Origin of the sequence: Streptomyces sp. NPDC008001 (genome assembly GCF_042958085.1) — a bacterium.
In the GTDB taxonomy this organism is placed as follows: Bacteria; Actinomycetota; Actinomycetes; order Streptomycetales; family Streptomycetaceae; genus Streptomyces.
The window spans coordinates 806,194-825,720 of record NZ_JBIBIZ010000001.1 but is presented as its reverse complement, the minus strand read 5'-3'; the positions used below and the strand labels follow the sequence as shown (position 1 = coordinate 825,720).

19 protein-coding genes are annotated in these 19,527 nt (G+C 72.0%); 10 read left to right on the top strand and 9 right to left on the bottom strand.

Going from position 1 to position 19,527, the window contains the following annotated elements:
- The first annotated feature begins 122 nt into the window (after nucleotides 1-122).
- The 4 genes from ACFZCD_RS03170 (at nucleotide 123) to ACFZCD_RS03155 (ending at nucleotide 4,892) form a co-directional block, all read left to right on the top strand.
- Complete coding sequence (locus tag ACFZCD_RS03170) at nucleotides 123-1,151, top strand: 3-oxoacyl-ACP synthase III family protein (RefSeq protein WP_391827284.1); 1,029 nt, start codon at nucleotides 123-125, stop codon at nucleotides 1,149-1,151.
- Between the two features lie 116 nt (nucleotides 1,152-1,267).
- Nucleotides 1,268-2,179, top strand: a complete 912-nt coding sequence (locus ACFZCD_RS03165; protein WP_391827283.1) for an alpha/beta fold hydrolase — start codon at nucleotides 1,268-1,270, stop codon at nucleotides 2,177-2,179.
- Nucleotides 2,176-3,894 (top strand): AMP-binding protein, encoded by a 1,719-nt coding sequence (locus tag ACFZCD_RS03160; RefSeq protein ID WP_391827282.1) that lies wholly within the window; start codon nucleotides 2,176-2,178, stop codon nucleotides 3,892-3,894. The genes ACFZCD_RS03165 and ACFZCD_RS03160 overlap by 4 nt, the downstream gene beginning before the upstream one ends.
- Complete coding sequence (locus ACFZCD_RS03155) at nucleotides 3,891-4,892, top strand: NAD-dependent epimerase/dehydratase family protein (protein ID WP_391827280.1); 1,002 nt, start codon at nucleotides 3,891-3,893, stop codon at nucleotides 4,890-4,892. The genes ACFZCD_RS03160 and ACFZCD_RS03155 overlap by 4 nt, the downstream gene beginning before the upstream one ends.
- A gap of 89 nt (nucleotides 4,893-4,981) precedes the next feature.
- On the opposite strand, the gene ACFZCD_RS03150 is transcribed toward ACFZCD_RS03155, so the two are convergent.
- The 7 genes from ACFZCD_RS03150 to ACFZCD_RS03120 all read right to left on the bottom strand — a co-directional run bounded on the left by ACFZCD_RS03150 (nucleotide 4,982) and on the right by ACFZCD_RS03120 (nucleotide 12,429).
- Entirely contained in the window at nucleotides 4,982-5,512 is a 531-nt protein-coding gene (locus ACFZCD_RS03150; protein WP_391827278.1) for a hypothetical protein, read from the bottom strand.
- 237 nt (nucleotides 5,513-5,749) lie between these two features.
- On the bottom strand, nucleotides 5,750-6,193 hold the full coding sequence (locus ACFZCD_RS03145) for an arsenate reductase ArsC (RefSeq protein ID WP_391827276.1): 444 nt from the start codon (nucleotides 6,191-6,193) through the stop codon (nucleotides 5,750-5,752).
- Nucleotides 6,186-7,208 (bottom strand): ACR3 family arsenite efflux transporter, encoded by a 1,023-nt coding sequence (gene arsB, locus ACFZCD_RS03140; RefSeq protein ID WP_391827942.1) that lies wholly within the window; start codon nucleotides 7,206-7,208, stop codon nucleotides 6,186-6,188. The genes ACFZCD_RS03145 and arsB overlap by 8 nt, the downstream gene beginning before the upstream one ends.
- 77 nt (nucleotides 7,209-7,285) lie before the next feature.
- Nucleotides 7,286-7,681 carry an ArsR/SmtB family transcription factor gene (locus tag ACFZCD_RS03135; RefSeq protein ID WP_391827274.1) on the bottom strand — a complete coding sequence of 132 codons (396 nt, stop codon included), beginning with the start codon at nucleotides 7,679-7,681 and terminating at the stop codon, nucleotides 7,286-7,288.
- A gap of 187 nt (nucleotides 7,682-7,868) precedes the next feature.
- Nucleotides 7,869-9,380, bottom strand: coding sequence for a SulP family inorganic anion transporter (locus tag ACFZCD_RS03130; RefSeq protein ID WP_391827272.1), 1,512 nt, complete (start codon nucleotides 9,378-9,380; stop codon nucleotides 7,869-7,871).
- A 252-nt stretch (nucleotides 9,381-9,632) separates the two neighbouring features.
- Nucleotides 9,633-10,649, bottom strand: a complete 1,017-nt coding sequence (locus ACFZCD_RS03125; RefSeq protein WP_391827270.1) for a LuxR C-terminal-related transcriptional regulator — start codon at nucleotides 10,647-10,649, stop codon at nucleotides 9,633-9,635.
- A 73-nt stretch (nucleotides 10,650-10,722) separates the two neighbouring features.
- The gene (locus tag ACFZCD_RS03120) at nucleotides 10,723-12,429 is read right to left on the bottom strand and encodes an amidohydrolase (RefSeq protein WP_391827268.1); all 1,707 of its coding nucleotides are present in this window, start codon (nucleotides 12,427-12,429) and stop codon (nucleotides 10,723-10,725) included.
- A gap of 205 nt (nucleotides 12,430-12,634) precedes the next feature.
- On the opposite strand from ACFZCD_RS03120, the gene ACFZCD_RS03115 reads away from it, so the two are divergent.
- Nucleotides 12,635-14,014: a phosphatase PAP2 family protein gene (locus tag ACFZCD_RS03115; protein WP_391827267.1), complete on the top strand. Its 1,380-nt coding sequence runs from the start codon at nucleotides 12,635-12,637 to the stop codon at nucleotides 14,012-14,014.
- A 71-nt stretch (nucleotides 14,015-14,085) separates the two neighbouring features.
- On the opposite strand, the gene ACFZCD_RS03110 is transcribed toward ACFZCD_RS03115, so the two are convergent.
- Nucleotides 14,086-14,631, bottom strand: a complete 546-nt coding sequence (locus ACFZCD_RS03110; RefSeq protein WP_391827265.1) for a cupin domain-containing protein — start codon at nucleotides 14,629-14,631, stop codon at nucleotides 14,086-14,088.
- An 82-nt stretch (nucleotides 14,632-14,713) separates the two neighbouring features.
- Between ACFZCD_RS03110 and ACFZCD_RS03105 the strand changes: the two genes are divergently transcribed.
- The 4 genes from ACFZCD_RS03105 to ACFZCD_RS03090 all read left to right on the top strand — a co-directional run bounded on the left by ACFZCD_RS03105 (nucleotide 14,714) and on the right by ACFZCD_RS03090 (nucleotide 18,046).
- Nucleotides 14,714-15,562: a LysR family transcriptional regulator gene (locus ACFZCD_RS03105; RefSeq protein ID WP_391827263.1), complete on the top strand. Its 849-nt coding sequence runs from the start codon at nucleotides 14,714-14,716 to the stop codon at nucleotides 15,560-15,562.
- 192 nt (nucleotides 15,563-15,754) lie between these two features.
- Entirely contained in the window at nucleotides 15,755-16,078 is a 324-nt protein-coding gene (locus ACFZCD_RS03100) for a hypothetical protein (RefSeq protein ID WP_391827261.1), read from the top strand.
- A 156-nt stretch (nucleotides 16,079-16,234) separates the two neighbouring features.
- Entirely contained in the window at nucleotides 16,235-17,140 is a 906-nt protein-coding gene (locus tag ACFZCD_RS03095; RefSeq protein ID WP_391827259.1) for a nuclease, read from the top strand.
- Nucleotides 17,141-17,392: 252 nt separating this feature from the next.
- On the top strand, nucleotides 17,393-18,046 hold the full coding sequence (locus ACFZCD_RS03090; protein WP_391827257.1) for a DUF4097 family beta strand repeat-containing protein: 654 nt from the start codon (nucleotides 17,393-17,395) through the stop codon (nucleotides 18,044-18,046).
- A 24-nt stretch (nucleotides 18,047-18,070) separates the two neighbouring features.
- Here the strand turns inward: ACFZCD_RS03090 and ACFZCD_RS03085 are convergent, their stop codons facing one another.
- On the bottom strand, nucleotides 18,071-19,201 hold the full coding sequence (locus ACFZCD_RS03085) for a hypothetical protein (protein WP_391827255.1): 1,131 nt from the start codon (nucleotides 19,199-19,201) through the stop codon (nucleotides 18,071-18,073).
- A 142-nt stretch (nucleotides 19,202-19,343) separates the two neighbouring features.
- Between ACFZCD_RS03085 and ACFZCD_RS03080 the strand changes: the two genes are divergently transcribed.
- The gene (locus ACFZCD_RS03080) at nucleotides 19,344-19,523 is read left to right on the top strand and encodes a hypothetical protein (RefSeq protein ID WP_391827253.1); all 180 of its coding nucleotides are present in this window, start codon (nucleotides 19,344-19,346) and stop codon (nucleotides 19,521-19,523) included.
- Nucleotides 19,524-19,527: the final 4 nt, after the last annotated feature.

The window sequence follows — 19,527 nt, the reverse complement described above, 5'->3', positions numbered from 1 at the left end:
GGCCCGATTGCGGAACAACAGGCATACCCAGCCCGTACGGAACTCACATGACCATCTACATATTGTCGTGAACTACGGTGAATCATATGGAAGTTGGCTCTCCACGCCGTGATGCTGGAGTGGTGTCCGGAACCCCACGCGCCCGCCTGCTGGCGACGGCCGTCCAGCTGCCGCTCCGCTACCGGACCATGGAAGGCATCCGGGAACGCATCGCCGCCTCGGGCGGCGCCTACGTGCCTCCGCCGGGGTTGCTGGAGGACCTCACCGGTGTGCGCGGAGTGCACGTCCGCGACGAGGGCGTGCAGGCCTCCGACCTGGCGGCGGCGGCCGCCGTCAAGGCACTCGAGGAGGCGGGGACGGACAGGGACGAGGTGGACCTCCTGCTGTTCGCGGCCACCAGTCACGACCTCCTCGAACCGGCGACCGCGCACATCGTCGCCGCCAAACTCGGCATCGTCTGTCCCGTGTTCGACGTGAAGAACGCGTGCAACAGCGTTCTGAACGCCCTGGAGACGGCGTGCGCCTTCATCGCCGTGGGCCGCTACCGCACCGTGCTGGTCTGCTGCGGGGAAACCCTCACCGAGACGGCCCGGCTGCGGCTGCCCGACCACGAGGCGTTCCTGCGCTCCATGCCCGGGTACACGGTCTCCGACGCGGGGGCGGCCCTCGTCCTGACCGCGGGGCCAGGAGGCGACGACGACCCGGGGGTCCTCTCCATGGCCTTCGGCGGGAATCCCACGGCGTGGGAGGCCTGCACCGTCTCCGGCGGCGGTTCGATGCACGGACGCTCCACCGACGACGAGCACACCACCCTCCAGCTCCACGGCAACCTGCTGCGCAACGACCTCGACTACCTGCCGACGGTGCTGCAGTACACCGCACCTCAGGAGCTGGAAGCGGTCCGCGCGTGCGCGTTCATCGCCTTCCACCAGATCTCGGTGCCCCAGTTCCACGACACCTCGGCCAAGCTGGGCCTGCCGGCCGGCCAGTGCCTGGCGACCGTGACCGAGCACGGCAACTGCGGTGCGGCCTCCCTGCCCCTGCAACTGGTCCGCGCGCGGGAGTCCGAGCGCGTCGAGCCGGGAGACACCGTCGGCCTGATCGGCCTGGCCAGCGGCACCTGCTACGGCCTCGCCAGGATCCGGCTGTGACGGCCCGCCGGGAACGGCCCCGGACCGACACCGCAGACGGACGACCCGGCGCTACCGGTGCACGGCCCGACGCCGACGGTCTACGGCCCGACGCCGCCACACGCCCCGGCCCCGCCGTGCCCCCCGCCCTGCTGCCCGGCTACCCCGGCCCCCGGCACTGGCACCGGGTCCCCGCCACCGGCCAGCACTACGTCGACACCGGCACCGGCTCCCCCGTGCTGTTCCTCCACGGCAACCCGTCCTGGAGCTACGTCTGGCGGCACTTCTTCCCGGTCCTCTCGCCGCACGTGCGCTGCCTCGCCCCCGACCTCCCCGGTCTGGGCCTCTCGCCCCGGCCGCCCGTGCCCGGCAGCCCCCTCGACCGCTACACGGGCCAACTCGACGCCCTCGACGACCTCTTCGCCCACCTCACCACCGACCGGGGCCTCCCCGGCAGCGGCTGGACACTCGTGATGCACGACTGGGGAGGACCGCTCGGCGTCGCCTGGGCCCTGCGCCGGCCCGGCGTCGTGACCCGGCTCGTGGTCCTCAACACCATCGCCTTTCCCTGGCCGCCCGGCTACCGCCTGCCCTTCTACCTCCGCTGGATCCGCGACCACGCCCCCGTCGCCGCCCTCGTCCACCTGACGGGAGCCTTCCCGCACGCCGTGGCCCGCCTCGGCGTCGTCCGGCCCATCGCCTCGGCCGAGCGGCGCGCCCTGCTCCTGCCGTACGCGCGCCTGCGCGACCGCAGGGCCGTCGTCGCCTACGTCCGCTCCATCCCGCGCGACGCACACGACCCCGCTTGGACCCTGCTGCACGCTGCCGGCGGACAGAACGGCCTCGCAGACCTGGAGGGGTTGCCGGTGTTCCTCGGCTGGGGGCTGCACGACCCGGTCTTCACGCCGCTCGTCCTGGACGCCTGGCGCAAGCGCTTCCCCGGCGCCCGCGTCCACCGCTACGACGCGGGCCACTACGTGATGGAGGACGCGGCCGGTCCCCTGGTCCACGACCTGCGCGCGTTCCTGCTGGAGACGGAGGGCCGTTGAGTACCCCGGGTCTCTTCACCCGCGTCCAGAACCGGGCCCGGGACGCCCCGGACGCCGTCGCGCTGGTCCGGGGCCACCGCGGCGGCCCCGGGATCACCTACGGCCACCTCTCCCAGCGCGTGCACGCCATGACCGAAGCCCTGCGCGCAGCCGGGGTCCGCCGCGGGCACAAGGCCGTCACGATGACGCGCGACCCGTACGACTTCGTCACCGTCGTCTACGCCCTGCTGGCCCTCGGCGCGGTCCCCGTCCTGGTGGAGCCGCGACTGCCTCGCGGGCACCTGCACCAGTGCCTCGGCGAAGTCGCGCCGCACGTCTTCGTGGGAGAGCCCCTGGCCCATGCGGGGCGCCGGGCCCTGGGGTGGGGCCGGGGGCACGTACGGGTACCCCTGCTGACGGGCGGCCGGCTGCCGGGATGCGGGCGGCCGCTCACCGCGGTCGTCCCGCCCGGAGGCGGACCGTTCGCCACGGCCGGGGAACCGCCCGCGGAGGACCTCGCGATGATCGCGTTCACCTCCGGTTCCACGGGCGTGCCCAAGGGCGCGGAGTACCGGTACGCGACCCTGGCGGCACAGGTGGACGCCCTGGCCCCGCTCCTGTGCGGAACGGCCGGGGGCGTCCTGCTGTCCGGCTTCCTGCCGGTCGTCCTGCTCGGCCCCGCGCTCGGCCTGACGACGCTCGCCCCGGCCGTCAACCACCTTGCCCCTGCCCGCACCCGGCCCGAGCGCATCCTGCGGCCCCTGCTCACCCACCGGGCGTCCGTCGTCGCCGCCTCCCCCGCCGTCCTGCGGCTCCTGGCCGGCCACTGCGCACGCCAACAGGTGTCCCTGCCCTCCGTCGAGCGCGTCGTGTCCTTCGGTGCGGCCCTGCGCCCCGGGCTCGCCGCGGCCCTCGCGCAGGTGCTCAGCCCGCACGCCGAGGTGCTCAGCGTCTACGGCGCCACCGAGTGCCTGCCCGTCAGCGCCATCACCGCACCGGAGGCGCAACACCTGCGGGCGACCGCTGCCGGTCCGCGGCCGGGGACGTGCCTGGGCAGGCCGGTCCCCGGCGTCCACGTCCGCATCCTCGACGCCGGGCACGAGCCCGATTCCGATTCCGCGGGCGTCGGGGAGATCGCCGTCGCCGGCCCCAACGTCAGCCCCGCGTACCACGCCCGGCCCGGCGCCACCGCCGCCGCCAAGTCCCCGGCCGGCTGCGGTCTGCTGCACCGCACCGGCGACATGGGCCGGCTCGACGCGTCGGGCCGCCTGTGGTTCCACGGACGCAAGGCCCAGCGCGTCACCGGCGACGGTTTCACCCTCACCACGGAGGACATCGAAGCGGCCACCGAAACGGTGCCGGGCGTACGGCGCACAGCCCTGGTGGGCGTCGGCCCGCCCGGACGGCAGCGGGCCGTGCTGTGCGCCGAACCGGAACGGCCGGGAGGGCGCCGGCGGCGGCAAGAACTGCTCCGGGCCCTACGGGACGCCTTGGACCGGCATCCGGACGGCGCCCGCGTCGATGCCGTCCTGCTCCACCCGGGCTTTCCCACCGACATCCGCCACAACTCGAAGACCGACCGGGCGCGCGTGGCCGTGTGGGCGGCACGGCGCCTGCGGCGTACGAGGGGAGGGCGGGCAGCTGGCGCAGCAGCGGGCAAGGAGCGGGAAGCCGGCGAGGAACGGGCAGCGGGCGGGGAACGGGCGGCCGGCCGGAGAACGGACGAGGGACGATGACGGGGCCTGACCATGTTCTCGTCACCGGCGGCAGCGGCTTCCTCGGCCGCGAGATCTGCCGCCTGCTCATCGCCCGGGGCACCGAGACCCACAGCCTCGCCCGCCGCCCCAGCACCGCGCTCGCCCGCCTCGGTGTCCGTCAGCACCAGGGCGACCTCGCCGACCCGGTGGCCGTCGCACGGGCGGTCGCCGCCTGCGACGCGGTCGTCCACACCGCTGCCCTCACCGGTGTCGCCGGCCCGCCCGGCCCGTACTGGACGACCAACGTCGACGGCACCCGCAACGTCCTCGCCGCATGCCGGACCCACCACATACCCACGCTCGTCCACACCTCCACCGCCAGCGTGGTCTTCCGCCCGGGCGGCCTCCACCACGCCGACGAGAGCACCCCCTACCCCGGGCGTCACCTCGCCGCCTACCCCCGCACCAAGGCCCGCTCCGAACAGCTCGTCCTGGCCGCCGACGGCCCCCGGACGGCCACCTGTGTCCTGCGCCCCCACATCATCTGGGGACCGGAAGACCCGCACTTCCTGCCCGCGCTCCTGCGCGCGGCGATCGGCCGCCACCTCTTCATGCCGGGCGACGGCACGCACCTCCTCGACACCACGCACGTGCGCACCGCGGCCCACGCCCACCTGCTGGCCCTCGACCGCCTCCACCACCGCCGGATGCCCGGCGGCCGCGCCTACTTCATCAGCCAGGACGAACCGCGGCCGCTGCGCACGTTCGTCACCCTGCTGCTGGCGGCCGCCGGGGTGGCAGCCACGTGGCACACCCTGCCCACCGGGGCGGTCCGTGCCGCGGCCACGGCGTGCGACGTGCTGACGCCGGTTCTGCGCCGCACCGGGACGCACCGGCTCAGCCGCTTCCTGGTGGCCGAACTCACCAGCCCCCACTGGTTCGACATCGCCGCGGCCAAGCGGGACCTGGGCTTCGTCCCACCGATCGGTTTCGCCGAGGGCATCGGGGAACTGTACGACGCGCGGCGCCGGTCGTAGGCAGGCGCAGGGGTGTCTGCCGTAGGGGCTCGCGGCGTGGACCGGCCGGGCCGGCACGGTGTCCGGCCCGGCCGGTGCATCGCGTGGTGTCAGGCGAAACAACCGAGGGTTTCGTTGAAGCTGGCGCAGTGCCACTTACCCCACCAGTAGCAGCCCTCGCCGCTGACGGTCAGGCACTTGTCGTCGCCGTGGATTCCCACGCTCAGCTTGCCCCAGACGACCCCGAGGCTCTTCTCCCAGTTGATGCTGTTCATCTTGGAGTTGAGGTTGAAGCCCTCGGACCAGATCACCTTGCCGGAGAGCTTGATGCCCGCCTCCGCGCGGGCGACCCAGTTCTCGCCGCCGGAGAACTCGATGCCTCCGTAGACGCTGACGGGGCCGATGACCCTGATCTCCCAGGGATCCCACTTGCCGGTCTCGCCGGAAAGGCTCTGCGTGGCCTCGGGAGGTGCCACCCCCTGGTCCTCGAAGCGCTGGGCTTCCGCGATGTAGTGCTGCTTCAGCTCCTCGGCCGTCGTGCAGGGACCGCTGCCCTTCTGGTACTCGTTGACGGCCTGGGCCAGTTGCTTCCAGACGCCCGGATCGATGCCCTGCAGTCCCGTTGAGGGATCTGTGGCCATGCCCCTCCACCTCCTTGTGACGGACCACGCCGCCCGCAGCGCGTGGTGCGTGCCGGTGACCTCCCAGGTCACAGCCGTTCGCGTGAGCGGCGGACGGCCTTGCCACTCGCCTGCCCGGGCGACAGGCACCGACCCCCAGGGCCTTCCACTTCACAAGAAAGCATGACGCTTCGCTTTTCTGTGTGGGGCACGCATCCCTTCGCCGGCCGGGCCTCGGGACACCAGGGCATCAGGACATCAGGGCATCGAGGCATCAGGGCGTCGGGCGCCGGCCTCCACTCCGAGGTCGGCGAGGAGCGCGCGGACGCGCTGCTCGATCTCGTCGCGGATCGGGCGGACGGCGTCGACGCCCTGCCCGGCGGGGTCGGTGAGCTTCCAGTCCAGGTACCGCTTGCCGGGGAAGACCGGGCAGGCGTCACCGCAGCCCATGGTGATCACCACGTCCGAGGACCGCACGGCCTCGGTGGTGAGGACCTTGGGGGTCTCGGCGGAGATGTCGATGCCGGCCTCCCGCATGGCTTCCACGACGGCCGGGTTGACCGTCTCGGCGGGCGCGGAGCCGGCGGAGCGGACCTCGACGCGGCCCGCGCCGAGGTGGGAGAGGAACGCGGCGCCCATCTGGGAGCGTCCGGCGTTGTGGACGCACACGAACAGCACCGAGGGCTTGCGGGTCTCAGACACGGGCGGAACCTTCCGAGGGGGTGGCCGGCAGGGCGGCGCCGGGTGGGGGGAAGTGGCGGCGGGCGGCCAGCGCGACGTGGACGAGGCCGATGAGGACGGGCACCTCGATGAGCGGGCCGACGACCCCGGCCAGGGCCTGGCCGCTCGTGGCGCCGAAGGTGGCGATGGCGACGGCGATGGCCAGCTCGAAGTTGTTGCCCGCGGCGGTGAACGCCAGCGTCGTGGCCCGGGCGTGGTCCAGCCCGGCCGCGCGCCCGAGCGCCATGGAGCCGGCCCACATCACGGCGAAGTAGACCAGCAGCGGCAGCGCGATCCGGGCGACGTCGAACGGCTGCGAGGTGATCGCGTCGCCCTGGAGCGCGAAGAGCACGACGATCGTGAACAGCAGCCCGTACAGCGCGAACGGCCCGATGCGGGGGATCAGCCTCGTCTCGTACCAGGTGCGCCCCTTGACCCGCTCGCCGAGGCGGCGGGTGAGGTAGCCGGCGGCGAGGGGGACGCCGAGGAAGATCAGGACCGAGCGGGCGATCTCCCACACGGAGACGTCGAGGGCGGTCTGCTCCAGGCCCAGCCGGCCGGGCAGGAACGAGAGGTAGAACCAGCCGAGGCCGGCGAAGGCGATCACCTGGAAGACGCTGTTGAGCGCCACGAGGACGGCGGCGGCTTCGCGGTCGCCGCAGGCGAGGTCGTTCCAGATGACGACCATGGCGATGCAGCGCGCCAGGCCCACGATGATCAGTCCCGTGCGGTACTCGGGCAGGTCCGGCAGGAACAGCCAGGCCAGCGCGAACATGACCGCCGGGCCGGCGACCCAGTTGAGCAGCAGCGACGGGACCAGGAGCCGCCGGTCGCGGGTGACGGTGCCGAGGCGGTCGTAGCGGACCTTGGCCAGCACCGGGTACATCATCACCAGCAGGCCGAGCGCGATCGGCAGCGAGACGCCGGTGACGGTCACCTTCGCCAGCGCGTCCCCCAGGCCGGGGACGAGGCGGCCCAGCCCGAGGCTGGCGCCCATGGCGAGCAGGATCCACACGGCCAGGTAGCGGTCGAGGAACGTCAGCCGGGCCGCCGGCGGGGCGGTGGCCGGGCCGGTCACGCGGGGGCCTCGGCCGGCTCGGGGAGCGGCTGTCCGGCCGGGCGCGTCAGAATGGCGGCGAGCTTGTCGGTCATCTCCGGCAGCAGCCGGTAGTACACCCACGTCCCACGCCGCTCGGAGGCGATCAACCCGGCTTCCCGCAGCAGCTTGAGGTGGTGGGAGATCGTCGGCTGCGACAGGTCGAACGCCGGCGTCAGATCGCAGACGCACACCTCGCCGCCCGCCCGGCTGGCGATCATCGACAGCAGCCGCAGCCGCACCGGATCGCCCAGGGCTTTGAAGACCCTGGCCAGCTCCGCCGCCTGCTCCTCGGCCAGCGGTGCGGTCAGCAGACCCGGACAGCACCCGTCGGGGCCGTCCTGCCCGAGCACCACGAATTCCTGATTCGACATGCCTCTATGTTGACATCCATCGATCCACGGACACAGCCTTGCATCGAAGTGAATCGATACAGCGCTGCCTGGATCATGTCGGCATCGAGGTCGGCGTCGAGGGAGAGAACACCGGCCGGGTCACCGCCGCCGGCGAGCAGCGAGTAGCGAAAGGAGGCCGGCGACGCGCGGGTATGCGGGGCGGCGCTCAGCTTCCGGGGGTGAGTTCGCCGGTGAGCTTGCCGTGGAGGTGCGCGCTGGGGTGGTTGAGGCCGGTGATCTCGACGGTCTTGCCGCGCTGGGCGTACTTGGTCTCGATCGCGTCGAGGGCGGCCACGGAGGAGGCGTCCCAGATGTGCGCGGCGGAGAGGTCGATGACGACCCTGCCGGGGTCGGTGGCGTAGTCGAACCGGCCGACGAGGTCGTTGGAGGAGGCGAAGAACAGCTCTCCCGTGACCCGGTAGACGACGGTCGAGCCGTCGGGCTCGGTGACGGCCGTGACCTCGACGACGGTGGCGACGCGCTTGGCGAAGATGACCATGGCGGTGACGGAGCCGACGACGACACCGACGGCGAGGTTGTGCGTGGCGACCACGCAGACCACGGTGGTGAGCATGACCACGATTTCCCCGGCGGGCATCCGCTTGAGGGTCTTCGGGGCGATGGAGTGCCAGTCGAAGGCCGCGAACGACACCATGATCATGACGGCGACGAGGGCGGCCATGGGGATCTCGGAGACGACCGGGCCGAAGGCGACGCACAGCACCAGCAGGAACGCGCCGGCCAGGAAGGTCGACAGGCGGGTGCGGGCGCCGGAGACCTTGACGTTGATCATCGTCTGGCCGATGACGGCACAGCCGCCCATGCCGCCGAAGAAGCCGGTGACGATGTTGGCGATGCCCTGGCCGATGGACTCGCGGGTCTTGGAGGAGCGCGTGTCGGTGATGTCGTCGACGAGCTTGGCCGTCATCAGCGACTCCATCAGCCCGACGAGCGCCGTGGCGAAGGCGTACGGGGCGACGGTGGTCAGCGTGTCGAGCGTGAGGGGCACGTCCGGCAGACCCGGCACGGGCAGAGAGGACGGCAGCTCGCCCTTGTCGCCCACGGTCGGCACCGCGATGCCCGCGCCCACGGTGATGAGGGTCAGGACGACGACGGAGACCAGCGGGGCCGGCACGACGGTGGAGATCCTCGGCAGGAGCACGAGCAGCACCAGCCCGCCGAGGATCAGCGGGTAGACGGGCCACGGCACGTTCCGCATCTCGGGCACCTGGGCCATGAAGACGAGGATGGCGAGCGCGTTGACGAAGCCGACCATCACCGACCGGGGGACGAACCGCATCAGCTTCGCCACGCCGAGCGCACCGAGCGCGATCTGGAAGACGCCGGCGAGGATGACGCCGGCCAGCAGGTAGCCCATGCCGTGCTCGCGGTTGAGCGGGGCGATGACCAGGGCGACGGCACCGGTCGCGGCGGAGACCATGGCCCGGCGGCCGCCGACGACGGCGATGGTCACTGCCATGGTGAAGGAGGTGAACAGCCCGATCGCGGGATCGACGCCGGTGATGACCGAGAACGAGATCGCCTCGGGGATCAGCGCCAGGGCGACGACCAGACCGGCCAGCACCTCGGTGCGCCAGACCTTCGGGTCACGCAGCCAGCCGGGCTTGAGACGGCGCAGGTACACGGCCGGGGACGCGGCGGACGCAGCAGAAGACAAAGGGAACGGAACCTGTCGTGCTCGGGCACGCCCACGCGGCGGGCCGGGGCGTGCGGGAGGTCGCGGAGGAGCCGGGTCGGCACCCGCGGACGGCCCCGCAATCGGATCTTCGCCGGGGGCGCCATCGGCCCCGGGACAGCGACGTGAAACTCTACCTTGCGCACCGTGCGCCACTGCGAGGAGACCGAGGGGGACGCCGCAGCTCCTTTGCGAGCAGCCGAGGGGGACGCCGCAGCTCCTGCTCGGCGCCGGTCAAGGAGCCGGTTCGAGGCCCCAGGCGACGGCTCGTCCCGCGGCGGCCACGCGGTTGGGGACGCCGAGTTTGGCGAGGATGTGCTCGATGTGGGTGGCGACGGTGCGGGGGCTGACGTACAGGCGGTCGGCGATCTCCCGGTTGGTCCGGCCCCGGGTGAGTTCCGCCAGCACCTCCAGCTCGCGCGGGGAGAGCGCTGCGGGGCGCGCGACGGTACGGCACACGGCGACCGTGCGGTCCCCCCGGCGGCTCAGGTGCAGTTCGAGCATCCGCTGCCGGTACGGCACCAGCACGGTGGCCGGCAGCGCCCGCCCTCCGGCCGTCCTCCGCAGCAGGGCCGCGAGCGGGGAGCCGGCCTCGGTGAGGCCGGGCAGCGGCTCCCCGCTCACCATGACCGGAGGTGCGCCCTCGGGCTCCTCGGCGTCCGGCAGGAGCACGACACAGGTGTGACCGCCGGCTCCGGGTCCCGGGGACCGGTGCCCGGCCAGCGGGTCGGCGACGGCCGCGAGGCACTCGCCCAGCAGCGCCATCACCGACCGGACGACCGGCTGGTCGCACCGTGCCCGCGTGGTGCTGACGTTGAGGATGCCCACGTACCTGCCGTCCGCCGAGAACAGGCACTGCGCCACGCCGTCCCGGACGCCCAGGGGCTCCAGGACCTCCTGGAACCCGGTGGATGCCTCCCGCACCGGAGCGGGCACGTCGTTCCACCAGCTCGTGGCCTCCGGCGAGTGCCGGATGAGGGCGAAGCCCGGGTCGTCCTGCAGACGGGTCTCGATGTAGCGGGCGGGGCCCGCCGGGTAGCTGCCGGCCAAGGTGACGTGGCGGTGGCGCAGCGGGTCCCACCGGGACAGGGACGCGTGGTCGTGGTCGATCACCGCGGACAGGGCGGTCAGGACGGCGTCGGCGCCGTCCTTTCCGCGTACGGCACGGCGCGCGGCCTCGCGCACGTCCAGGGCCGCGCTCAGGACGTCCGTCGTGTTCCGGACGTCCGTCGTGCCCGGCTGCGCTGTCATGGGCGTCTGCTCGGCTTCCATCCGGTCAGAATGATCATCCGTCGTCCGGGCGTCAAACGTCCGTGTCCGGGCGTCAAACGGTCAGTTCGTCGTGCACGACTTCGCCGCCGACGGCGGTGAACACCACGGGCATGGCGGGAATGTCGTGCGGGTCGGCCGTCAGCAGGTCGCCCGCGAGCACGCACACGTCGGCGACCTTGCCCACCTCCAGCGTGCCCTTCCAGTCCTCGGCGAAGTCCTGCCAGGCCGCGTCGGAGGTGTAGGTGCGGAGGGCCTCCGCGAGCCGGATGCGCTGGCCGGGTCCGCTGACGCGGCCGCTGGCCCGGGACTCGCGCAGCATCATCGTGGAGAGGCCCTGGCGCCAGTCGGGGAGGGTGACGGGGGCGTCGGAGCCGCTGGTGACGGTCACGCCGGCGTCGATGGCGTCCCGGTAGGGCCACTCGTACGCGGCCCGCTGCGGGCCGACGAACTCCTCTTCGAGGTCGGCGACGTTCCACTTGATGGTGGGGTTCATGTTGACGCCGAAGCCGTGCCGCGCCAGCGTCCGCATGCTGCGGGCGGTGAGGAAGTCGCCGTGGATGACGTAGTGCCGGGTGTCGGGCCGGGGGTGGGCCGCGGCGGCCGCGGCGAAGGCGTCGACGACGGTGTCGATGGCCCGGTCCCCGGTGACGTGGACGCCGGCCTGGTATCCGGCGGCGTGGGTGTACCGGATCATCTCCGTGATCTGGGCGACGCGTTCGTCGTCGGTGTCCCCGCCGACGCACAGCGAGCCGCAGCCGCCGCCGACGTACGGTTCGTGCATCCACGCCGTCTTGTTGACCGGGATGCCGTCGGCGAACAGCTTCACGCCGAGGACGGCGAGCCGGCGGGGGTCGGCGGACGGCGGCTCGTCCATGGCCGCCAGCACCCGTACGAACTCCTCGGCCGTGCCGGCCATCCCCGCCGGCAGCAGCAGGACGCCGACCCGTGCGGTGAGTTCGCCGTCGGCGAGCAGGCGCCGGTAGACGTCGAGGGTGTTGTGGGAGAGGGCTCCGCGCATCAGGGCGTCGCCGCCCGGCCCGAGGCCGGGCTCGGTGTAACTGGTGATGCCGAGCCGGGCCAGGGTGCGCAGGGTGGCGCGGATCGCGTCGGCGCGCACTTCCGGGGAGAGGGCGGGCAGCGCGCGGTGGACGAGGTCCTGGGCGCCTTCCTGGAGGAGGCCGGTGGGTTCGCCGGCCGCGTCGGTGACAATGACCGACCCGGGCGGGGCGGGGGTGTTCCGGTCGACTCCGGCCCGCGCGAGCGCCATGGAGTTGACCCAGGTGGCGTGGCCGGTGGCGGAGTACAGCAGGACGGGGTGGTGCGGGCTGACGGCGTCCAGGTCGTGCCGGGTGGGAAGCCGTGAGGGGTCGGCGACGCACTCGGCGAGGTAGCCCAGGTCCCACCCGTGCCCGCTGATCCACTCCCCCGCCGGGGTCGTCCCGGCCGCCTTCCGCACGGCTTCGGCCACGTCGGCCAGCGACCGGACGGCGGGGTGCGAGACGTCGACGGACAGCGGGGGCATGGTCAGGCCGAAGGCGCAGCCGTGCAGGTGCGAGTCGTTGATGCCGGGGAGGAGCGTTCCGCCGTCGAGGTCGACGATCCGGGTGGCGGGGCCGGCGTGGGCCATGACCTCGGCGCGGTCGCCGACCGCGCTGACGAGGCCGCCGGTGACCGCCAGGGCGGAGGCGACGGTGAAGCGGGAGTCGGCGGTGAGGACCGAGCCGTTGACGAAGACGAGATCTGCGGGGGTGCCGGGCACAGCGATGTCCGATCTGCTGAAGGCTGCTGACAGGGCTTCCACGGAACCGGCCGGGAAGCGGGATCACTGTGCCCCGGGACGGGGTTCCCGCACATCGGTCATCCAACCGATGCCGGGGCCCGGCGGGCACCCGCCGGGCCCCGGCTCGCCGACACGGAGGGTGATCTCCTCGGCCGCCCTCTCAACAAATCGGGCAAAATAATTGATGCATATAATACGGCGGGTGTTTTCGCGAATAAAGTGCAGGATTAAGTTCGCCGAATGGCGCCGGCCACGGGCGATCCTCTGGGCCACGGCGGGCGTGGTGACCCTGGGATTCCTCATCGCACTGGAGATCACCGCGCGCCACTACGGCGGCGTGCCGGGTCCGATCACCAACCAGGCACGAGAGGTGATATTCGCCCCCAAACCGGGGCCGCTGTACGGCGGCCTCGCGTTGATGATGGTGGTGCTCACCTGGCGGCAGCGGTTCATCGCGGCCGGTGCCGCGATCGGCATCGACGTCGTCTTCGTGCTGGTGCGGTGGGCGGTCGGTGCCGAGGTGCCCGACGGCCACTTCTTCGGCAACGGCGCGTTGTGGGTGATGCTGGGCTGTGCGGTCATCGCCGTCACCCGCCGCACCGGCCGCGAACGCACCCTGCTCCTGAAGGGCGTCGGCCTGGGCCTGCTGCTGGTGGCCGGCCGCAAGACCGGCGACACCTGGCTGCTCATCACGGCGAAAACCCGCACGACGGTGCTCGACCAGTACGTGGCGACCGCCGATCACGCGCTCGGCAACCCGTCGTGGCTGGTGGGCCGGGCGCTCAGGGCCACCGGCCCGGTCGGCACCCATCTTCTCGACGTGGTCTACGCCCAGCTCGCGGTGGCCGCGGTCGTCGTCGCGCTGTACCAGCTGCGCAACGTCGCCGCCGAGCGGCGCTTCCCCCGCCACCATCTGGTGCGGACCTTCCTGGTGATCGGCCTCCTCGGGCCGGCCATCTACATGATCTTCCCGGTGGTCGGACCGGTCTTCGCCTTCGGCCCGGGCGCCTCCGGCACGGGCGGGGTGCAGTGGGCAGTGGCCGACCTGTGGCCCCACACACCGCCGTCGATCGGCATCCCGCACCCGGTCCCGTACGACGGGCTCACCCCCCGCAACTGCATGCCCAGCCTGCACACCGCATGGGCCACCGCGATCTTCATTCATTCCCGCAAGGGCCCGCGCCTGCTGCGCTACGCGGGGGCCTTCTGGCTGGTTGCCACGCTCACCGCGACACTGGGCTTCGGCTACCACTACGGCGTGGACCTCGTTGCCGGCGTGGTGTTCGCGCTCACGATCGAGGCGGCTCTGCGCTCGCTCGACCGCGGCTGGGACCGGCCCGGAATCCAGCTGGTCGCTTACGGCACCACGGTCTTCGCTGCGCTCTTGGTGTCGTACCGCTTTCTGCCGGTGGAGATGGCCCGGCACCCGTGGGTGTCCGGACCGCTTCTCCTTCTGGCGATGGGCTCCGTGGTCTACGGCTACGTACGAACCACCGGACCGCGGGAGCCGAAGGCCGCACCGGCACCGCAACCGGAACCGGAACCGCAACCCGAACTGGTCTGAGTCACGGCCCCGCACGCTGCGAGAGGCCTCGCCCCGGTGCGGGTTACGGGTTACGGATTACAGGAGGGGCGTCATCCTTCCGGCTGCTCGGCGAATTCGGTGGCGGGCTCGGTGGCATAACGGCTCATCGTCCGGATGCTCGCCTGCGGGGTCGGCGCCCGGCCACCGGCAATCATGTCCTGCAGGTCCCGGAAGTACTGCACGTAGAGGTCCGGCGTGAAAGTGCTGAGCATGACGGCCGGTTGGTCGGTCACATTGGCGAACGTGTGCGGCGCGCCGGGCGGAACCATCACGAGCGTTCCCGCGGTCGCGTCGTAGTCCTTCCTTCCGACCGTGAACCGCACCGTGCCGGAGATGACGTAGAAGCCCTCGTCGTGCTGAGCGTGCCGGTGCTGCGGTGGTCCGGGCGTGTGCGGGGCGAGGACGGATTCGGCGATCCCGAGGCGGTGCCCGGTGTTGCTGCCGTCTTCGAGGACGCGCAGCCGCGTGGTGCCCAGGACGATCGTCTCGCCGTCGCCCGGACCGACCACCGATACGGCGGCGGTTACGGGAGGGGCTACGGCAGTGGCTCTATCAGGATCTGTCATCGGCTCATCGGCCTTCGGCTCGTCGGTCATGCCGCAATTCCACTGCCGGGGCGCTACGGCTGTCCAAGACCCATTCCGTGACGTCAATACCGTACGGGTATCGTGGCGCGCCATGGAGCTACGGACGTTGCGCTATTTCGTGGCGGTCGCCGAGGAACTCCACTTCGGCCGGGCCGCCGCCCGGCTGCACATGAGCCAGCCACCGCTGAGCCGGGCGATCAAGCAGCTGGAGACCGAGGTCGGTGCCACGCTGTTCGACCGGTCCTCGGCCGGTGTCACGCTCACCGCTGTGGGGGCGGTCCTGCTCGACGAGGCGCGCGCCCTGCTCGGCCACGCCGAGCGGGTACGCGCACGCGTGGCCGCGGCGGCCGGGGCCGCGACCCTCACCGTCGGCGTCCTGGGCGGCAGCACCGGCCCGGGCATGACCCGGCTGGCCGGCGCCTACCGGCGGCGGCACCCGGGCGTCGAGGTCCGCATCCGCGAGACCGACCTGACCGATCCCACCTGCGGGCTGCGCGCCGGACTGGTCGACGTCGCCCTGACCCGCGGACCGTTCGACGAGACCGGCCTGACCGTGCACGAACTGGGCGCCGACCCGGTGGGCGCGCTACTGCGCGCCGACGATCCGCTGGCGCGCCGTGACAGCCTGAAGCTGGCCGATCTGGCCGGCCGTCGCTGGTTCCTGTTCCCGGAAGGTACCGATCCCCTCTGGCAGGCGTACTGGAACGGCGGGGAGGCGCGCGAGGGCCCTGTGGTGCGCGCCATCCACGAATGCCGGCAAGTCGTTCTCTGGAACGGCACGGTCGGCATGACTCCCCTGGACCACGAGCCGACGGAAGGACTCACTGTGGTGCCACTGCTCGACATGCCACCGAGCCGCGTGGTGGCGGTCTGGAAGGCGGGCGACGCGAACCCCCTGATCCGCTCGTTCGTCCATGCTGCGGCCGCCGCGTACGGGTAGCGAGCGCCTCAACGGCCCGCGACCGCGGCCGGCGGTCGCTACTGCGGCGGGTGGAGACGACGCGCCGAGGCTGCCCCCTGAGTTGCAGGAGCACATTCAACTCAGGGTTTGATTCCCGGCTCACTTGCTTCCCCTAGCTTTTGTCGTGCGCCGGACAGCCGGCGCACTTCGGAACGGGGAAAGGTAAACGCAATGCGTGTACGCAAGCTCGGCGCCGCCCTGGCCACCACGGGCACCCTCGCAGCCCTCGGCCTGGGAGCCCTGTCGGCTCCTGCCTCGGCCGCCGAAAGCGCCAAAGCGCGCCCGTCCTGCAAGGTGACGTGGAGCGATGACCGGACCGCCGGCATCAAGTGCACCGGCGGCGGATCCTTCGAGGCACGTGCCCTGTGCACGAATGGCAAGTGGGCCTATACCGCGACCACCTACGCCGGAACCACCGCGTACGCCTACTGCTCCTCCTACGGCTCCTACCTGGTGAAGAAGCCCCAGATCTACTGGAAGGCCTGGGGCGTGTAACCGGCAACCGCGACGCGGTACTGCTGACGCCGGCGCTCTCGCCGCCCGGATCCCGCCCGGCCGCCAACCGGGCGGGATCCGGGCGGGATCCGGGCGCGGGACGCCCACGGCACCGCACCCGGCTGTGTACCGTTAGTGACAGCCGGACGCACAGTGATGACTGCCGTGGGAGTCGCCATGTCGATGCTGCTGATCAGAGGCTCGTTCAAGGTGTCGGACAGGGCCAAGCCGGACGGCGACACCGTCCCGTTCGTCCCGGACGACGTGGCCGAGTGGAAACTCGTCCCCGGGAACAAGAAGATCCTTCCCGGGGCGGACGGCCACGCCGACATCCGGCTGGAAGGCATCGACGCGCTGGAGACCCACTACGGCCAGAAGCCGTCCGTGCAGCACCAGCCGCTGAAGCTCGCGCACCAGGCCGCGGACGAACTGCTGAAGTGGCTCGGTTTCACCACCGTCGAGCGCCACGACGACGAGACCGTCACCACCAGCCCCGCCAGCGTGCCCGGCTTCATCCTCACGCGCGGCACCGACGTCTTCGGCCGTTGCGTGGCCTTCGTCGGCCGCCACGTCCCGCCGGCCTACAGCGGCTACGAGATCGGCGTCGGCGACGAGCTGCTGAGGAACACCGCGAACTACCACCTGCTCTCGCTCGGCCTGGCCTACCCCACCTTCTACGCGGGCCTGCCCGCCCATCTGCGCGACGTCCTCAGCGCCGCCGCCCAGACGGCGAGGGCGGCAAAGGCCGGCGTCTGGGCCGACGACGCCGACGTGACCACGAAGGGGTTCGAGGTCACGGGAATGTCCTCGCTCACGGCCGACGGCGGGGCGGTCATCCTCCCCAAGCTGTTCCGCCGGCTGAAGGACTACCTGGAGCTCAACCCGGCGGACCCGTCGGTGGCCTGCTTCCCCGCCTTCCTCGGCGGCGCCGCGGACGAGTTCCGCATCCAGTCCGAGTCCTCGAAGCCCATCACCGGCCTGCAGCACGTCATCGAGGTCACCAACGGCCGCACCGTGAAGATGACCCACCAGCCGGAAGAGATCATCTTCACCGAGAAGTGAACCGCGGCGAGCCGCGACCGCCCGGGGGCACGGACGGAAGCGAGACTTGGCACTGCCTGCACCTCGGACCCGGGGGTTTACCCCATGGTTGCCCTCCTCACCCGGCTCATAACCTTGTCGAACGCCTCCGTGAGGAGGCGGCTGACAAGACCTCAAAAACGGGTGGGAAATATTCATATGCGTGCACGTATCCGTCTGCTTGCCGCTCTCGCGACGACGGGCGTTGCCGTCGGTGGGCTCAGTGCTTGCGGCATGTTGCGGAAGAACTTCGAGGACGACACCGCGCTGTCGCAGAAGATCACCTCCGTACGCCTGGAGAGCGGATCGGGCGCAGTCACCCTGCGCGGGAAGAACGGCGCCACCAAGGTGGACCTGCACAGGTACGTGGAGTACGACGGTGACCGCCCGGAGGGGGCGACACACCGCGTCGAGAACGGTGTCCTCGTGCTCGGCGGCTGCGGCGATGACTGCTCGGTGGCCTACACCGTCGACCTGCCAGCGGGCATCCCGGTGACTGGGGAGACCTCGAGCGGCGCGGTCACCCTGTCCAGGACCGGCGCGGTGCAGGTGGCGACCAGCTCCGGAGCCATCGACCTGAACGACATCAGCGGCACGGTCGCGATCCGGTCCACCAGTGGCGCGATCACCGGACACGGCCTCAAGGGCGGCCCCGTCAAGGCCAAGTCCTCCAGTGGTGCCGTCGAACTCGCCACATCCTCGCCCCAGGACGTCCGGGTTGAGGCCGAAAGCGGCGCCGTCACGCTCACCGTGCCGGACGCGGCGTACCAGGTCACCACGAAGTCCGGCAGCGGCGGCACGGACATCGGCGTCACCAACGACCCGTCCGGCCCGCACCGGCTCGACCTGACCACGAGCAGCGGCGCCATCACCGTCAAACGCTCCTGAGGTCACCCGACGGCGGGGGACGCCTCACATGCCGTCCGCCCGCCGGGCCGCGTGACCCAGCCCTCGGGCGCAGGTACGGCAGACCCCGCCACGTGCCGGGGAAATGCGTAACAGCATCTCCTCGGACGGCCTTCCGCAGACGAGGCAGCATTCGCGCCGCTCGTTCGGCGGCGGGACGACGAGCCCTCCTGTGACGGCCATGGGCAGAGGCAGGGCCAGTGGACTGCCCGGCCGTGGGGCTCCTCCGCACATGAGGCAGAGTCCTGGTTCCGGCCCCGGCCCCGAGCCCGGTTCCACCGCCCCGCGCGGCCGGGGCAGCAGAGCCGGCAGCAGTTCCATGACCACGGAGCCGCTCCTCGGGCTCGGTGCACCGCTCACCGGGCGGCCACGGCGGTTGGGCTTCAGATCCGTGCCGGTGAACTCCGTGAGGACACTTGCGGTCCGCTCGGCGGGCCAGGGCCACCCGTCCTCCGGAGCTCGTCTGCTCGTCTTCGCCACGTGGCCGTACCCGATGTCCTCCATGGACACCACCTGGCCGAGCCGTTCGGTGAACAGCACGGCGAGTACCCTGGGCAGGGGCTCCCGTGGTGTCTCTCCCCCATCGATCCACCGATGCACTCTGGAGACGTCGGTCGCCACATGGGGATGGCCCATGACGGCTGCCTGGCGGTTCGCCATGCCCGCGAGCTCGGACCTGGTCCATCCCGTGAGCGCGAAGACGTCGGCGAGGCGGGTGTTCGGGCGGCGCCGCGCCGCCGGGCCGGCCGGCTCGGCGGGGTCCCCGGCCCGGTCCTCGGCCCGGTCCTCCGGCTGCGGCGTGACCGCCCGGTCGGCGGGCAGGCCGGCTTCCTCCTGCCACGCCTCCTCCCACAGCGCGTGGATCTCGTCGGTCAGCTCCTCGACGTCCGCGTGCCGGATGCGGCGGGCCAGCGTCACGGACACGGCCGCAACCTGGTCCCGCTGGTGCACGGCTGTCCCTGTGAGGACGCCATGGACCACAGCACGCGAGTACCGCTCCGCCGCAGAGGTCTCCCTGACGATCTGCGCGATGGACGGTGCTCCCGCCTTGAGGTGCAGTTCGTGCAACCGGGCCTTGAGCCGGTGGCGCGCACCCGGCGGGAGGTCCGGCATCCGTAACCGACCCGAACGCCCCATGCCTCTTCTCCCGGTGTTCGGAACCGTTCGCTGCCGTCCCGGATCATCTCAGTTCACCGGCCGTCGTGCCCCGGAAGTTCGGGAAGTCGCCGCCGCGTTCCCGGGCGTCCGGCGGCACGGTGGGAGCGTGCACGGTGGCTGCATGCCCAGAGCCCTCTGCGATGCCCTCGACTTCCTCCTGCACGACGTCTTCGGCGGCTACCTCGCGGCCCTGCTCAGTTCGTCGACCATCGCCGCGGCCCGCGCCGTCTCCTCGGCCCGGCGCGGCCGGCGGAGCAGGGGCGGCGGCGCGGAGGGTGACGGTGGTGCTCCGCCGCCTTGAGCGT

What these genes read in the sequence shown, in the direction of transcription:
- ACFZCD_RS03155 (WP_391827280.1), top strand. Translation starts at nt 3,891, where the DNA reads ATGACGGGGCCTGACCATGTTCTCGTCACCGGCGGCAGCGGCTTCCTC.
- ACFZCD_RS03150 (WP_391827278.1), bottom strand. Translation starts at nt 5,512, where the DNA reads ATGGCCACAGATCCCTCAACGGGACTGCAGGGCATCGATCCGGGCGTC.
- arsB (WP_391827942.1), bottom strand. Translation starts at nt 7,208, where the DNA reads ATGGGCGCCAGCCTCGGGCTGGGCCGCCTCGTCCCCGGCCTGGGGGAC.
- ACFZCD_RS03135 (WP_391827274.1), bottom strand. Translation starts at nt 7,681, where the DNA reads ATGTCGAATCAGGAATTCGTGGTGCTCGGGCAGGACGGCCCCGACGGG.
- ACFZCD_RS03125 (WP_391827270.1), bottom strand. Translation starts at nt 10,649, where the DNA reads ATGACAGCGCAGCCGGGCACGACGGACGTCCGGAACACGACGGACGTC.
- ACFZCD_RS03115 (WP_391827267.1), top strand. Translation starts at nt 12,635, where the DNA reads ATGCATATAATACGGCGGGTGTTTTCGCGAATAAAGTGCAGGATTAAG.
- ACFZCD_RS03110 (WP_391827265.1), bottom strand. Translation starts at nt 14,631, where the DNA reads ATGACCGACGAGCCGAAGGCCGATGAGCCGATGACAGATCCTGATAGA.
- ACFZCD_RS03105 (WP_391827263.1), top strand. Translation starts at nt 14,714, where the DNA reads ATGGAGCTACGGACGTTGCGCTATTTCGTGGCGGTCGCCGAGGAACTC.
- ACFZCD_RS03100 (WP_391827261.1), top strand. Translation starts at nt 15,755, where the DNA reads ATGCGTGTACGCAAGCTCGGCGCCGCCCTGGCCACCACGGGCACCCTC.
- ACFZCD_RS03095 (WP_391827259.1), top strand. Translation starts at nt 16,235, where the DNA reads ATGACTGCCGTGGGAGTCGCCATGTCGATGCTGCTGATCAGAGGCTCG.
- ACFZCD_RS03090 (WP_391827257.1), top strand. Translation starts at nt 17,393, where the DNA reads ATGTTGCGGAAGAACTTCGAGGACGACACCGCGCTGTCGCAGAAGATC.
- ACFZCD_RS03085 (WP_391827255.1), bottom strand. Translation starts at nt 19,201, where the DNA reads ATGGGGCGTTCGGGTCGGTTACGGATGCCGGACCTCCCGCCGGGTGCG.
- ACFZCD_RS03080 (WP_391827253.1), top strand. Translation starts at nt 19,344, where the DNA reads ATGCCCAGAGCCCTCTGCGATGCCCTCGACTTCCTCCTGCACGACGTC.